Genomic DNA, 15,263 nt, shown 5'->3' with positions numbered 1-15,263 from the left:
GGTCGGGGGAAAATGAGAATGACTCACCAGTAGCTTCGGGTCAAGAGGTCGGATTGGCTCAGGTACTGTCCAAGTACTGACAGTGACCACTACTGTGAGCAGCACCATGAGCATCCATGAGCGTTATCGCTTGAGTGTGGTGATCAACGCCAAGGGGACTTTCACGCCACTGGGGGTGTCGCGGAGTTCCGACGGGGTGGCGACGGCCGTCGCACAGGCACTACCCGAATTCTTCGTGATGGACGAGCTCGGCGACCGCGCCAGCGAGGCCATCGCCCAGGTGACCGGCGCGCAGGCGGGCGCGGTCGTCCACTGCACCGCGGCCGGCATCACGCTCGCGGTCGCGGCCACCATGACCGGCGGAGACGCGCGCCGGATCGCGGCGTTGCCGGACGCAACGGACATGCACCACCGGGTCGTGATGCCGGCCTGCCACGTGGTCGACTACGGGCATTCCAACCTGCAGGGCATCCGGCTGTCCGGCGCGCAGGTGGATCTGGCCGGCGACGAAGCCCGTTGCAGCATTGGGGATCTGGAGGAGGAGCTCGACGGTCCGGACGTCAGTTGCCTGTTCCTGGTCTCGTCCCGGCTGACGCAGGGCGAGCCGCTAGACCTGGTCGCCGCCGTACGGGCCGCACACCGTCGCGGCGTCCCCGCGATCATCGACGGCGCCGCCCAGTTCCCGCGGATCGCGGACCTGCTGGCAACCGGCGCGGACCTGGTGCTGGTCAGCGGACAGAAGTACCTCGGCTCCCCCACCGCCGGCCTGGTCGCCGGCACCTGGCCGCTGGTCCAGGCGGTGCGCGCGCAGGAGAAGGGCATCGGCCGGGTGATGAAGCCGACCAAGGAGGCCATCATCGGCGTCATCGCGGCGCTTGAGGAGTGGCAGGCCTTCGATCGGATGAAGTGGGAAGCCGACGAGCTGGCCAAGGTGCTCGCGTTCTCCGAGGCGGCCGCGCGGATCCCGGAGGTCTCGGCCGAGGTGGTCCCGGATCCGACCGGCTTGCAGGTGTCGCGCGTACTGCTGAAGGTGAAGGACGCCAAGCGGGTCGCGACCGAACTCGAGGCCGGCGTGCCGCCGATCTACGTGATGACCGACCGGGTCGCCGACGACGAGTTGATGCTCGAACTCATCCCGCTCGACGCGGACGAGATCGCGACCGTCCTGGCCAGGCTCTGGGCGATCCTCACCTAGGCAAAAGGCCCGGTTCCCCTTGACTTACAGGAGAACCGGGCCCTTTCAGTTGCCTCAGTGCTGGTAGGACTTCCGCTCGGTACGACGGGGTCCGTTGCTGCCGCGGTTGCCCGGACGGCCGCTGCCGTAGCGCTTGCCGCCCTTGCCGCCGCCCTTGGAGAATCGCTGCGGCTTCGGGGCCGGCAGCTTCACCGGGTACCCGGACGGCTTGGTGCCGCCGGTCAGCTCAGTGACCAGGTCGTCGCCCGGACGGGCCCGAACCGGCTCGGCCTTGACGCCGGCGGTCTCGGCCATCCGCATCATCCCGCGCCGCTGGTGCGGCAGGACGAGCGTGACGACGGCGCCCTTGCCACCGGCGCGCGCCGTCCGGCCGGCACGGTGCAGGTAGTCCTTGTGCTCGGCCGGCGGGTCGGCCTGAACCACCAGGCCGACGTCGTCGACGTGGATACCGCGGGCCGCCACATCCGTTGCCACGAGCACCGGCACCGAACCGTCCTTGAACTGGTCCAGCGTCCGGTTCCGGACACCCTGGGTCAGGCCGCCGTGCAGCGCCGCGGCCATCACGCCACGGTCGCGCAACTGGGTGGCGACGCGGTCGGCGCCCAGCTTGGTGCGGACGAACACGATGGTCCGGCCGTCGCGGCTGGCCAGCTCGGCCGTCAGCGACTGCTTGTGCCCCGGCTCGATCACCAGCAGGTGGTGCTCCATCGTGCTCACCGACGCCTGGCCGGACTCGGTCGAGTGCTGCACCGGGTCCTTCAGGTAGGTCTTCACGATCTTGTCGACGTCGTTGTCCAGCGTCGCCGAGAACAGCAGGCGCTGGCCTTCCGGCGGCGTCATGTCGAGCAGCGTGGTGACCGCCGGCATGAAGCCCATGTCGCACATGTGGTCGGCCTCGTCGAGGACGGCGATCTCCACCGCGCCCAGGTCGGCCGCGCCCTGCTCGCACAGGTCGATCAACCGGCCCGGCGTCGCGATCAGCAGGTCGACACCGCGGCGAAGCGCGTCGATCTGCTTCGGGTACGGCAGACCGCCGGCGATCAGCTTGATCGACACGTTCATCACGTGCGCCAGCGGCTCGAGCGCGTCGTGCACCTGCATGGCGAGCTCACGCGTCGGGACCAGTACGACGCCGCGCGGCCGGCGCGACTCCGTGTGGCCACCGGCCAGGCGCATCAGCGTCGGCAGACCGAAGCCGAGCGTCTTGCCCGAGCCGGTCTGACCGCGGCCGAGGACGTCCCGGCCGGCCAGCGCGTCCGGGATGGTCGCGGTCTGGATCGGGAACGGGGTGGTGATCCCGTCCCGCGCCAGCCGCTGCACCAGCCGCGGCGCCAGGCCGAGCGCGGCGAACTGGTTGTCCGCAGCAACGGTCCCCAGGTCGATCGGCTCGTCCCGCTTGGTCTCGGTGAACGACGGACGCTCCCGCCGCTCGTACTGCTTGTCGTCGCCCCGGTACGGCGCCCGCTCACTCCGCTCGAACTTCGGGCGATCGGCGCGGTCGAACTGCGGCCGGTCGCTCCGCTCGAACTTGGGCCGGTCGGTGCGGTCGTACTGCGGGCGATCGCTCCGCTCGAACTTCGGGCGGTCAGTGCGGTCGTACTGCGGGCGGTCGGCCCGGTTGGTCTGCGGGCGGTCGCCGGACTGCATCCGCTCACCGCGGTCGGTGCGGGTGCGGTCGCCGTACTGCGGACGGTCGTCGCGGTTGTAACGGGCCGGCTGGGTCGCGCGCTCGGCGCGGTAGCCCTTCACCGGGCGACGGTCGTTGTCGGACTGGCTGCCGGTGCGGGCGCCGCGGTCGGAGTACTGCGACGGGCCGCCGCGGCGCTCACCGCGGGCAGCGTCGTTGCGCACCTCGCCGGTCGGCGTGGTGGCGGCGTCCGCGGCCATCCGCTCGCCGTACGACTGGGTCTGGAACTTCTTGTGCCGCGGCTTCTTGATCCGTCCGTCGGCCTGCTCGCCGGCGGTCGGCTGATTGTCCTGGTGGTGCTGGGTCACGCAAACTCTCTCTCAACGTCACGGACGAATGGCCGGATCGCAACCGCACGCGAGCGCCGGTCACGGACGTGACCGGACGGAACGTGCTGAGCAGGAGACGGGCATCGACCTGCGGGCGCATATCGCGTTGCACCCATGTCGCCGGGGACCTTCAGCGGGATGCTGAAACCGACGGGTCGGAGCGCCTGGGGAAAATCTCTGGTGACGCGACGCGCGCACCGACGTCAAAAGTATACCCGACTCCCACCCCTCCCCCGACCACCCCGCCATCCACCAGACCACCCACCCCACTGGTTTTCCACCTCGAGCACCCACCAACCACGAACCCGGTGTCCAGATGGTTGCCCCGCACAAGGTGGCGGCAGTTCAAGTGGGCTTGAGTTTCTGGTGCCTCGTCCTAGGGTGGCCGTATGGGAGAGGTGAACGTCCCCAGCAAGGAGCACTGGCTCTCGATCGGGGAGATCGCACAGCGGTCCGGAGTGGCGGCATCGGCGTTGCGGTTCTACGAGGATCAGGGCCTGATCGACTCACGGCGGACAGCCGGCAACCAGCGGCAGTACCAGCGCAGCACGTTGCGGCGGATCGCGTTCGTCCAGGCGGCCCAGCGGGTCGGCCTCGCGCTCGCCGAGATCAAGGAGGCGCTGGACTCGCTGCCCGACGACCGGACCCCGACCCGGGCGGACTGGAGCCGGTTGTCGAAGGCGTGGCGCAGCCGGCTCGACGAGCGGATCTCCGAGCTCGAGCGGCTCCGCGACGACCTCGACAGCTGCATCGGCTGCGGCTGCCTCAGCCTCCAGCGCTGCAACCTCTACAACAAGGCCGACCGCCTGGCCGACCGCGGCCCCGGCGCCCGGCTCCTCAACGTGGGCATCCCCGGCGAGTGAGCTGACCGGAGGAGTTCGGGTCATACCGATCCGGTTATGACCGGCATAGAACGGACGCCGTGATTCGCGGGTTATCCCCAGGGTTTTCCGCGACCGGGTGCGCAGAACCCGGACTCTTGGCAGCATCCGGGGATAGCGAACGGTAATCCGCCCGTCGCTATCCGCCACCGACCCGGAGTGAGGCCCTCCATGTCGCATCGCCGTATCCTGAGTTCGCTCGCGGGGCTCGCCGCCGCAGCCCTGGCCGTCCCCGCCTTCGCCGCCCCCGCCTTCACCGGCACCGGCCCCACCGCCTCGGCACCGGCCACCGACTCGTCCGTCTCGACCGCCGCCAGCCGGGCCGCGTACGTCGGTTCGCCGCAGGACGAAGCGGCCACCAAGGCGTTCTACGACGCCGTGATGAAGTCCGCCCAGGCCAAGATGGCGCAGCAGGCCAAGGCCGGCCGCAAGGTCACGGCCGTCACCGTCACGTACGCCGTCGACGCGCCGAGCTTCCAGTCCCAGATCAACTCGAGCACGTCGATCTGGAACTCCTCGGTCAGCAACGTCAAGCTGGTCGAGGGCAGCAACTACGACTTCTACTACACCGAGGGCAACGACCCGCGCGGCTCGTACGCGTCCACCGACGGCCACGGCAGCGGGTACGTCTTCCTCGACTACGCCCAGGCGCAGCAGTACGACCCGACCCGGATCACCGCCCACGAGACCGGCCACGTGCTCGGCCTGCCCGACCACTACTCCGGCCCCTGCTCCGAACTGATGTCCGGCGGCGGCCCCGGCCCGTCCTGCACCAACCCCTACCCGGACGCCACCGAGCGCTCCAAGGTGAACGCCCTCTGGGCCAACGGCAAGACCAGCCTCCCCACGGCGGCCTTCCACCTCTCCAAGTGAGAGGTCACATCTCCAAGTAACCACCCCGAGGCCTCCGGCCCGGAACCCGCCCGGCAGGGGACGGGCTTCCGGGCCGGAGCTCTGCGTACGACGCCCCTCCCGCCACCTACCCTGATGCCGTGCGTAGGTGGATGGGGATCTGGGGCGCCGCGGCAGCCTGCTGTGCGGGCCTGACCAGCTGCACGGTTGCGCCGGGCGGAGTCGTCGGCGTGACGGTCGACGCCCAGGGCGCAGCTGTGATCGTCGTCCAGATGTGCGAGGGGCACATCGACGGCGCGACGCTGTACCGGGATGACAAGACGCTCGGCAAGTGGGAGGTCAGCTCTCCGGTGACCGGGTTCTCGCAGTTCACCCTGGACTCCGGCGGGAACGGCTGGGCTGTGGTCGGGGAGCTCGAGGGGCGCGACCCGGAGCAGCAGTACACGATCTACGGGTGGTCGAACGACAACAGCTGGTCCGCGAACCACCTCGACTTCAGTGACCGGGATCTGTCCGGCCTCAAGCCTGGCACCGTGCTCGTGCCGGAGCGCGAGCAGGAAGGACACAGGTCCGAGTCCCTCGAGGACTTCAAGACGAAGACCTGCGAGGACTGGACCTAGCGCGCCGGCCCGGTGGACCCGCGGACGACGAGCTCCGGCCGGAACAGGAACTCCGTGTGCGGCGTGGTGTGGCCGCGGACCTCTTCAAGCAAAGACTGGACGGCGGCCAGGGCCATGGATTGGACTGGTTGGCGGATGGTCGTCATCGGGGGGTCGGTGAACTCCATCATCGGAGCGTCGTCGTAGCCGACGACCGAGATGTCGCCGGGGACGGACAGGCCGCGCTGGCGGGCGGCGCGGATGACGCCGAGCGCCATCATGTCGGAGCCGCAGATGACCGCGCTGACCTGGGCGTCCAGCAACTGCTGGGCCGCCGCGGCGCCGCCCTCGACGCCGAACATGCTCAATGCGACCAACGGATGCAGGTCCTCGTCGGAAACGCCCAGCTGGGCCTTCATCGAGGTGCGGTAGCCGGCCAGCTTGCGCTGCACCACGATGAACCGCTCCGGCCCGGACGCGAACCCGATCCGACGGTGGCCGAGGGCAACCAAATGCGAGACGGCCAGCTCCATCGCGGCATACTCGTCGGACGACACGAACGGCGCCTCCACCCCGGGCAGCCAGCCGTTCACGAACACCACCGGCAGCCGGCGGTCCACCAGCGCCTGGTAGCGGGCGTGGTCGGCGCCGGTGTCCGCGTGCAGGCCGGAGACGAAGATGATCCCGGAGACACCGCGCTCCAGCAGCAGCTCGACGTACTCCTCCTCGGTCGCGCCGGACGGCGACTGCGTGCACAGCACCGGCGTGAAGCCACGCTGCGACAGCGCCGACTCGATCACCTGGGCGAACGCCGGGAAGATCGGGTTGATCAGCTCCGGCATCACCAGCCCGATCAGGCCCGCCGACCGCCGCCGCAACCGGGTCGGCCGCTCGAACCCGAGGACGTCGAGCGCCGTCAGGACCGACTGTTTGGTCTCCTCCGCCACCCCCGGCTTGCCGTTCAGCACCCGGGAGACCGTCGCCTCGCTGACCCCCGCCTTGGCCGCGATGTCCGCCAGCCTCGCTCTACTGCTCACGCGGGGCACTGTACCCATCGGCGGTTGACGTTGCAGCAAGATCCTGCAAGAACTTGCAGACTGAGACTGCGCACAGTTGTCCACTACGTGAACAGAATGGACACGTCACACGCCGTACAGCTTGTCAGGACGAGCGGGGCGGGCGAGGATGAACGCACCCCCGCCCGGGGGCCTTTACTCGGATCGTCCGGCACGTTCCTGCCGGTGAAGGGAAGTAATCGTCATGGCCACTGTGTCTTTCAAGTCGGCAACCCGGATCTACCCGGGTGGTGACACCCCCGCCGTCGACAAGCTGAACCTCGAGATCGAGGACGGCGAGTTCATGGTTCTCGTCGGCCCGTCGGGCTGCGGCAAGTCCACCTCGCTCCGGATGCTCGCCGGCCTCGAAGAGGTCAACGAGGGTTCCATCTACATCGGCGACCGCGACGTCACGCACCGTCCGCCGAAGGAGCGGGACATCGCGATGGTGTTCCAGAACTACGCGCTCTACCCGCACATGTCGGTCGCGGACAACATGGGCTTCGCGCTGAAGATGCAGGGTGTCTCCAAGGAGGACCGCGCCAAGCGGGTCATGGAGGCGGCCAAGCTGCTCGGCCTGGAGGAGTACCTGGAGCGCAAGCCGAAGGCGCTGTCCGGTGGTCAGCGTCAGCGTGTCGCGATGGGTCGCGCGATCGTGCGTAACCCGCAGGTCTTCCTGATGGACGAGCCGCTGTCGAATCTCGACGCCAAGCTGCGCGTGCAGACCCGTACCCAGATCGCCGAGCTGCAGCAGCGGCTCGGGGTCACGACCGTTTACGTCACGCACGACCAGGTCGAGGCCATGACGATGGGCGACCGGGTCGCCGTCCTCAAGGACGGTCTGCTCCAGCAGGTCGACACCCCGCTGAACCTGTACGACGCCCCGAAGAACAAGTTCGTGGCCGGCTTCATCGGTTCGCCGGCGATGAACCTGCTCGAGGCGGACCTGGTCGAGGGTGGCGCCAAGCTCGGCGACTACATCGTGCCGGTCGATCGCGCCATCCTGGCGAGGGCCGGCAACGACAAGACCCTGACCCTGGGTGTCCGGCCGGAGGCCTTCAAGGTCGCCGACCAGGGCCTGCCGGTTCACGTGGCCGTGGTCGAGGAGCTCGGCGCCGACGCGTACCTGTACGGCACTGCGGAGCACAACAACGAGCACCAGCAGATCGTCGCCCGGATCGACGCCCGGATGCCGGTCGAGAAGGGCGCGACCATCCACCTCGCGGCGGTGCCGGACAAGCTGCACCTGTTCTCCACCTCCACCGACGAGCGGCTGACCGCCTGATCGCCGGTACGACGCAACGCAGCGGCCCCGGGTGGTTCGTCCACCCGGGGCCGCTGCACGTTCTGAGGTCACACTGCCTAAGGAAGCTGCCGGCTGCGCGGGGTCTGGGTGGCGGGGCGGTCGATCGGGTCGATGTTGCTCTGCTTGAGCAGGTAGTGCGGCCGATGCTTGGTCTCGTAGTAGATCCGGCCGATGTACTCGCCGATCACGCCGAGCATCACCATCTGCAGCCCGCCGAGCCCGGTGATCGCCGCGATCAGCGTGACGTACCCGGGCATCTGGACCCCGTTCAGGACCGCGTTCACGATCACCCAGACGGCGTACCCGGCGGCGACCGCGGTGAGCAGCAGGCCGACGTAGATCGCCATCCGCAGCGGCCGGTTGTTGAACGACAGCAGCCCGTCCAGCCCGTACTCGAGCAGGCGCCGGAACGTCCACCGGCTCTTCCGGTCCGGCTGCTTCACGTTGTCGTACTCGAACAGGATCGACTCGAACCCGATCCAGGCGAACAACCCCTTGGAGAACCGGTTGTACTCGCCCAGCTCCAGCAGCCCGTCGACCGCGCGCCGCGACAGCAGCCGGAAGTCGCCGACCCCGTCGACCAGCTCGACGTCGGCCCAGCGGTTGATCAGCCAGTAGTACGTCCGCGCGAAAAGGGTCCGGGTCGCCGGGTCGCCGGTCCGGGTCCGGCGCGCGATCACCTGGTCGAAGCCGCGCTCGTACTGCTCGAGCATCCGGCCGATCAGCTCCGGCGGGTGCTGCAGGTCGGCGTCCATGATCACTACGGCGTCGCCTCCTGCGTACCGCAGGCCGGCCAGCATCGCGGCCTCCTTGCCGAAGTTCCGGCTGAAGGACAGGTAGCGCACCGCCTCGTCGGCGGCGGCCAACTTCACCAGCTCGTCGAGCGTCCCATCAGTACTGCCGTCGTCGACGTACACGATCTCGTACGGGCGGCCGGTCGCGACCAGCTCGCGGCTGAGCGCCTCGTGGAACCGCGTGACCACCTCGACCTCGTTGTAACAGGGCACCACTAGGCTCAGACGCATCGTTGTGCTCATATGCACCATCCAGGGCGAGCAGAGGGGCGGCCGGTGGATTCGGACAGCAGAGCGGTACGACGGCGCTCGGCACTGCTCCCCGCGCTCGTCGCCGGCGTGCTGGTGGCGGCGGTCTTCACCGCGTCCGGAATCATCCGCGAAACCTATCCCTTCGGCTCACTGTCCCGCAGTACCAACGATCTTGGCACGCAGTACATCCCTTTCTTCGCTCATCTGTGGGACATCCTGCACGGTCGTGCCCAGGGCGACCTGCTCTTCAACTTCCAGAGCGCGTTCGGCGTCGGCTTCCTGGCCGACTACGGCGTCGATCTCGGCAGCCCGTTGTCCCTGCTGGTGGGTCTGTTCCCGCGCGACCAGATCGACCTGGCGGTCTACGTCATCACCGTCCTCAAACTCAGCCTGGCCGCGGCCGCCATGGCGGTCCTACTCCTGAAGATGCACAAAGGACCCCGTTGGGTTGCGGCGATCTTGGCAGCGTCGTACGGCGTCTGCGGCTGGGCCCTCGACGACGGGTCGTACGTGCCGATGTGGCTGGACGGCCTGATCGCACTGCCGATGTTCTTCCTGGTGGCCGAGTGGTCACTGCGCCGGACCAACCGGCTACTCAGTGTGCTGGTGGTCGCCGTGTTCTGGGTGTCCAACTTCTACACCGCCTACATGGCAACGATCGCGGCTGGGATCTTCCTGCTCGCTCGGGTGCTGACCAGTGACCTCAGCTGGCTGCTGCGGCTGCGGGTGGTGGTGCGGCACGGCATCTCGTTCGTGCTCGGCCTGGCCCTGGCCGCGCCCATCCTGCTACCGGTCCTCACCGCCAACGACGCCGCAACGCCGTCGCCGTCCGGTGTGTTCAAGGCGTCGCGGATCGACCTGTTCCTGTCCCGCCTGCTCCCGCTGTCCGAGGGCGTCGGCCGGACCGCGAGCCTGTACGTCGGAACGGTCGCCCTGCTGCTCGCCCTGACGATGCCGTTCAACCGCTTCGTCCCGCTCCGGACCAAGGTGGTCTGGGTGGTGACGACGGTCCTGCTCACGCTCTCCTTCCGATGGGCGCCGACGCAGGAGATGTGGCACGGCTTCGACACCCCGAACGGCAGCCAGTACCGCGAGGCGTTCGTGCTGTGCGGCGTGATCGTCGTCCTCGGCTGGCTGGCGGTCGCGTACGGCCTGCCCGGCCCGATCGCGGTGCTGTGCGGCGGCGCCCTGCTGGCCGTGATCGCGGTGCTGTCCATCGGCAGTCCGTTGCTGACCCGGCACGCGATGACCGTCCTGATCGCATCCGGAGCCGCGACTTTGGTTGCGTTCGGCACCATTTGGGCTGTCCGGCGTTCGGCCCTGCGCCGGCACAAGTGGCCGGTCATGGTCGCCTTCGCCGTCCTGATGGTCGTCGTCGCCGTGGAGACCACGTGGACCGCGGTGGTGACCGACGAGAAGCGCGCGAAGGTGCTCAGCGCGACGGAGGGCCCGTGGGACGCCGCGCAGACCAAGCGTCACGACACGATCGCAGCGGCTCAGGACTGGCCGCAGTACCGGACCGAACCGGGCACGTCGATCACGCCGAACGATCCGATGCTGCTCGGTGGCCAGGGCGCCGGCCTCTACAGCAGCCTGCTGCCGTACACGCTGAACCAGACGCTGACCGATCTCGGCTTCGGCTGGTCCGGCTACGGCCGCGCTTCGCACACGCTCGACAACCCGGTGACCGATGCGATCTTCGCGGTCGGGGCCAGGCTGCAACTGCGGGCCAGCGGCCCGAGGATCCTCCGGTCGCAGGCACCCCCGCTCGTCACGGTCCGGCGGAATCTCGGCCTGACCGACACCTCGAGCGCCTACGCCGCCCAGGAGCGGCTGCTCGGCACCAAGGTGTACGAGATCCCCGACTACAAGGGCACCAGGTTCGCCACCGGTGAGGTGAAGCTGGTCGCGGCGTGCACGGCCGGGACGACCGCGTTCCTGAACCTTCCGCGGGTGGCCGGCCGGGCGCGGCTGGCCGACGGCGTCTGGCACGAGCTGTCCGCGACCCGCCGGCCCGGTATCAACACGAACAGCGCGATGGTCCGGCTGGGCACCGTACCGAAGTCCGGCGTCGTTCTGATCGAGATCAACTTCGGCGAGGCTCCGCAGGGCATCCCGCCGAAGGGAGCGGTCGGCTGCCTTGATCAGCAAGCCCTGGCGAAGGTGGTCCGGCGGCTGCGGGCGAGCGGGGCGACGGACGTGGAGGCCGGCGGTCACTCGATCCGCGCGACGCTGCCGCCGGGCAGCAAGGGGTACGCCGTGGTGTCCGTGCCGCGGGTGTCCGGCTGGCAGTGCTCGGCCGGGGACGGAGAGGCTCGGAATCCACGGGACTACGGCGGTCTGGTCGCCGTACCCCTGACCGGCACGGCCGACCGGATCGAGTGCACGTTCATCCCGCCGGGCCTGCGGCGCGGCCTGGCCATCGGCGCGGCCTCCGCTGCGCTCACCCTCGGGATCGTGCTGTTCGGGTGGTGGTGGCGACGACGCGTCAGGAGCTGATGTCGCGGCCCAGTCTCTGACCGGGGCCGCCAAGTACCCCCTACCGGTATCCGCGCAGGACTTGCGCCGGATACCCATAGGGGGTACTTTTCTGTGTGTCGACATACCCCCGAGGGGTAGATGAGGAGCTTGTGATGACCACCGACGCCGACGGCCATGTGCACGGATACACCGCCGAGAAGAGCAGCCACCTGAAGCGGCTGCGGCGGATCGAGGGCCAGATCCGCGGTCTGCAGCGGATGGTCGAGGAGGACAAGTACTGCATCGACATCCTCACCCAGGTGTCGGCCGCGACGAAGGCGCTGCAGTCGTTCTCGCTCGAGCTGCTCGACGAGCACCTCTCGCACTGCGTGGTCGAGGCCGCGCAGAAGGGCGGCGCCGAGGCCGAGGAGAAGGTCCGCGAGGCCTCCGACGCGATCGCCCGTCTCGTTCGTAGCTGAAAACTCTCAAGGAGTCCGATATGACCACCACCACCTACTCCGTCACCGGGATGACCTGCGGGCACTGCACTGCCGCCGTCACCGAGGAGCTGACCAAGCTTCCCGGCGTGCGGGAGGTCAGCATCGACCTGAACGCGGGCGGCACATCCGCGGTGCACGTGACGAGCGAGTCCGTTCTCGAGGAGACCGCCGTACGCGAGGCCGTCGACGAGGCGGGCTACGAGCTGGCGGCGTCGTGAGCCGGGCCGCCGCGCTCCGGCTCGGTGCGTTCGCCGGTGCGCTCGCCCTGGCCTTCGGGGCGGCGTTCGCGATCGGCTCTGCGGTCGACCCGGTCGCGGCGGCCGATCCCGCGCCTGCCCAGGCTCACAGCAACGAGGAGATGGGTGGCATGGCGGAAGAAGCAGGGCACGACGCGGGCGGGCAACTGCCCGGGCTCGCGGTGTCCGACGCAGGCTACACGTTGAGCCCGGCGACCACGTCCTTCCGGTCCGGCGCCAAGACCCAACTGCGCTTCACGATCCAGGGCCCCGATGGCAAGCCGGTGACGACGTACACCAAGACGCACGAGAAGGACCTGCACCTGATCGTGGTCCGGCGTGACCTGTCCGGCTTCCACCACGTGCATCCGACCATGGACGCGACGGGCGCCTGGAGCATCCCGTTCACCTTCACCACCGGCGGGACCTGGCGGCTGTACGCCGACTTCCAGCCGGCCGGCCTGGACAAGAAGCTGACCCTGGGCACCGACGTCAGCGTCTCCGGAAGCTTCACCCCGGTCCCACTGCCAAAGCCGGCCGGCACCGACAGCTTCACTGGGTACGACGTGACGCTCGAGGGCAATCCGGTCGCGGGACACGAGTCCGAGCTCACGTTCCGGGCCAGTCGCGGCGGGAAGCCGGTCACGGACCTGCAGCCCTACCTGGGCGCGTTCGGCCACCTGGTGTCGTTGCGCAGCGGCGACCTCGCCTACCTGCACAACCACCCGGCGCAACACGCCGAGCCCGGTATGAAGGGCGGCCCGTCGATCAGCTTCGGCACCACGTTCCCGACCGCGGGGACCTACCGGCTGTACCTCGACTTCCAGCACGCGGGTGCGGTGCACACCGCGGAGTTCACCGTGCGGGTGGGATCATGACCAACACAGAAACCGGCAGATCTGTCGAGCTCATCATCGGCGGCATGACGTGCGCCTCGTGCGCCGCCCGCGTCGAGAAGAAGTTGAACCGGATGGACGGGGTCTCGGCGACCGTCAACTACGCCACCGAGAAGGCGAAGGTGACCTACTCGGACGGCATCAGCACCGACGACCTGGTCGCGACCGTCGAGAAGACCGGCTACACCGCGACGCTGCCGGCGCCGGCAGTTGCCGAGAGCAACGTTGCCGAGCCCGACGAACTGAAGCCGTTGCGCGAGCGGCTGATCGCGAGCATCGTGCTGGCGATTCCGGTGATCGCGTTCGGGATGATCCCGGCGCTGCAGTTCGACTTCTGGCAGTGGGCGTCGCTGACGCTCGCCTTCCCGGTGGTGACCTGGGCGGCCTGGCCGTTCCACAAGGCCGCCTGGACCAACCTGCGGCACGCCGCCACCACGATGGACACGCTGATCTCGCTCGGCGTGCTGAGCTCGTTCCTCTGGTCGCTGTACGCGTTGTTCATCGGCGACGCCGGCCGGCCCGGGATGAAGATGCCGTTCACGCTGATCCCGTCCCGCGGCACCGGGGCCGAGGAGATCTACCTCGAGGTCGCGGTCGCCGTGACCACGTTCATCCTGGCCGGGCGGTACTTCGAGGCCCGCGCCAAGCGCCGGTCGGGCGCCGCTCTGCACGCGCTGCTGGAGCTCGGCGCGAAGGATGTCGCCGTACTGCGGAACGGTGCGGAGACCCGGATCCCGGCCGACCAACTGGTCGTGGGTGACGAGTTCGTCGTCCGGCCGGGCGAGAAGGTGGCGACCGACGGGGTGATCGTGACCGGCAGCAGCGCGGTCGACGCGTCGATGCTGACCGGTGAGTCCGTGCCGGTCGAGGTCAGTGAAGGTGACGCGGTCGTCGGTGCGACCGTCAACGCCGGTGGACGGCTCGTCGTCCGGGCGACCCGGGTCGGAGCGGACACGCAGCTGGCCCAGATGGCCCGGCTGGTCGAGGATGCACAGAACGGGAAGGCCGCGGTGCAGCGGCTGGCGGACCGGGTGTCCGGGTTCTTCGTGCCGATCGTGATCGGGCTGGCGCTGGCCACGCTGGGTTTCTGGCTCGGCAACGGTTCGCCGGTCGAGGTGGCGTTCACCGCGGCGGTCGCCGTACTGATCATCGCCTGCCCTTGTGCACTCGGGCTGGCCACACCGACCGCGTTGATGGTCGGCACCGGGCGGGGTGCGCAGCTGGGCATCCTGATCAAGGGTCCGGAGGTGCTCGAGTCCACGCGCCGGGTCGACACCGTCGTACTGGACAAGACGGGCACCGTGACCACGGGCCGGATGGAGCTGGTCGACGTACTGCTGGCTCCTGGGCAGGAGCGGGCCGACGTACTGCGGCTGGCCGGGGCGCTGGAGCACTCCAGTGAGCACCCGATCGCGCAGGCCATCGCTCGTGGCGCGGCCGCCGAGGTCGGCCGGCTGCCCGAGGCCGAGGACTTCGGGAACGTCGAGGGCCTTGGCGTCCAGGGCATCGTCGACGGTCACGCCGTACTCGTCGGGCGGACGCGGCTGCTGGAGGAGTGGAGTCAGCACCTGCCGGACGACCTCGCGCATGCGAAGGAGCACGCCGAGGCCGAGGGCAGTACGGCGGTCGCCGTCGGCTGGGACGGGACGGCGCGGGCCGTGCTGGTCGTCGCGGACACGGTGAAGCCGACGTCCGTGCAGGCGATCCGGGACCTTCGTGGGCTGGGTCTTCGGCCGGTCCTGTTGACCGGTGACAACGAGGCGGTCGCGACGAAGGTGGCTGCCGAGGTCGGCATCGACGAGGTGATCGCCGAGGTGCTGCCGGCCGACAAGGTCGACGTGGTGAAGAAGCTGCAGAGCGAGGGCCGCGTGGTCGCGATGGTCGGCGACGGCGTGAACGACGCGGCCGCCCTCGCCCAGGCCGACCTCGGCCTGAGCATGGGCACCGGCACCGATGTGGCGATCGAGGCCAGCGACCTGACCCTGGTCCGCGGCGACCTCCGCGCCGCCGCGGACGCCATCCGCCTGTCGCGCAGCACGCTGCGGACCATCAAGGGCAACCTGTTCTGGGCCTTCGCCTACAACGTGGCTGCGCTACCGCTGGCCGCCGCCGGCCTCCTCAACCCGATGCTGGCCGGCGCCGCCATGGCCTTCAGCTCCGTATTCGTCGTCTCCAACAGCCTCCGCCTCCGCCGCTTCCGTCCGCTTGGATGAGGGTGGCG

At 69.3% G+C, this 15,263-nt stretch carries 13 protein-coding genes; 10 read left to right on the top strand and 3 right to left on the bottom strand.

Features of this window, described 5'->3' with window-relative positions; genetic code table 11:
* The first annotated feature begins 106 nt into the window (after positions 1-106).
* Complete coding sequence (locus OG558_RS16825) at positions 107-1,195, top strand: aminotransferase class V-fold PLP-dependent enzyme (protein ID WP_405071099.1); 1,089 nt, start codon at positions 107-109, stop codon at positions 1,193-1,195.
* Positions 1,196-1,249: 54 nt separating this feature from the next.
* On the opposite strand, the gene OG558_RS16820 is transcribed toward OG558_RS16825, so the two are convergent.
* Positions 1,250-3,190, bottom strand: a complete 1,941-nt coding sequence (locus OG558_RS16820; protein ID WP_405071098.1) for a DEAD/DEAH box helicase — start codon at positions 3,188-3,190, stop codon at positions 1,250-1,252.
* Between the two features lie 410 nt (positions 3,191-3,600).
* On the opposite strand from OG558_RS16820, the gene soxR reads away from it, so the two are divergent.
* From soxR to OG558_RS16805, 3 genes are all read left to right on the top strand, one after another.
* Positions 3,601-4,074: a redox-sensitive transcriptional activator SoxR gene (gene soxR, locus OG558_RS16815; RefSeq protein ID WP_329484121.1), complete on the top strand. Its 474-nt coding sequence runs from the start codon at positions 3,601-3,603 to the stop codon at positions 4,072-4,074.
* A 189-nt stretch (positions 4,075-4,263) separates the two neighbouring features.
* Positions 4,264-4,965, top strand: coding sequence for a snapalysin (gene snpA / locus OG558_RS16810; protein ID WP_405071097.1), 702 nt, complete (start codon positions 4,264-4,266; stop codon positions 4,963-4,965).
* A 119-nt stretch (positions 4,966-5,084) separates the two neighbouring features.
* Entirely contained in the window at positions 5,085-5,564 is a 480-nt protein-coding gene (locus tag OG558_RS16805) for a hypothetical protein (protein ID WP_405071096.1), read from the top strand.
* Here the strand turns inward: OG558_RS16805 and OG558_RS16800 are convergent.
* Positions 5,561-6,598 (bottom strand): LacI family DNA-binding transcriptional regulator, encoded by a 1,038-nt coding sequence (locus OG558_RS16800; protein ID WP_329484118.1) that lies wholly within the window; start codon positions 6,596-6,598, stop codon positions 5,561-5,563. The two genes, OG558_RS16805 and OG558_RS16800, sit on opposite strands and share 4 nt — an antisense overlap.
* Positions 6,599-6,803: 205 nt before the next feature.
* On the opposite strand from OG558_RS16800, the gene OG558_RS16795 reads away from it, so the two are divergent.
* Positions 6,804-7,883 carry an ABC transporter ATP-binding protein gene (locus tag OG558_RS16795; protein WP_405071095.1) on the top strand — a complete coding sequence of 360 codons (1,080 nt, stop codon included), beginning with the start codon at positions 6,804-6,806 and terminating at the stop codon, positions 7,881-7,883.
* A gap of 77 nt (positions 7,884-7,960) precedes the next feature.
* Here OG558_RS16795 and OG558_RS16790 read toward each other — a convergent pair whose 3' ends face one another.
* Positions 7,961-8,929, bottom strand: coding sequence for a glycosyltransferase family 2 protein (locus tag OG558_RS16790; protein WP_405071094.1), 969 nt, complete (start codon positions 8,927-8,929; stop codon positions 7,961-7,963).
* Between the two features lie 45 nt (positions 8,930-8,974).
* Here OG558_RS16790 and OG558_RS16785 point away from each other — a divergent pair, with 45 nt between their 5' ends.
* From OG558_RS16785 to OG558_RS16765, 5 genes are all read left to right on the top strand, one after another.
* Positions 8,975-11,449: a YfhO family protein gene (locus OG558_RS16785; RefSeq protein ID WP_405071093.1), complete on the top strand. Its 2,475-nt coding sequence runs from the start codon at positions 8,975-8,977 to the stop codon at positions 11,447-11,449.
* A 134-nt stretch (positions 11,450-11,583) separates the two neighbouring features.
* Positions 11,584-11,889 (top strand): metal-sensitive transcriptional regulator, encoded by a 306-nt coding sequence (locus OG558_RS16780; RefSeq protein WP_405071092.1) that lies wholly within the window; start codon positions 11,584-11,586, stop codon positions 11,887-11,889.
* 20 nt (positions 11,890-11,909) lie between these two features.
* Positions 11,910-12,128, top strand: a complete 219-nt coding sequence (locus OG558_RS16775) for a heavy-metal-associated domain-containing protein (RefSeq protein WP_328524121.1) — start codon at positions 11,910-11,912, stop codon at positions 12,126-12,128.
* On the top strand, positions 12,125-13,024 hold the full coding sequence (locus OG558_RS16770; protein ID WP_405071091.1) for a hypothetical protein: 900 nt from the start codon (positions 12,125-12,127) through the stop codon (positions 13,022-13,024). Before OG558_RS16775 ends, OG558_RS16770 begins: the two co-directional genes overlap by 4 nt.
* Complete coding sequence (locus tag OG558_RS16765; protein ID WP_405071090.1) at positions 13,021-15,255, top strand: heavy metal translocating P-type ATPase; 2,235 nt, start codon at positions 13,021-13,023, stop codon at positions 15,253-15,255. Before OG558_RS16770 ends, OG558_RS16765 begins: the two co-directional genes overlap by 4 nt.
* Positions 15,256-15,263: the final 8 nt, after the last annotated feature.

Origin of the sequence: Kribbella sp. NBC_01510, assembly GCF_045040325.1 — a bacterium.
Lineage (GTDB): Bacteria > Actinomycetota > Actinomycetes > Propionibacteriales > Kribbellaceae > Kribbella.
Note: the sequence above shows the minus strand (reverse complement) of the source record. Positions and strands in the feature narration are given on the sequence as shown.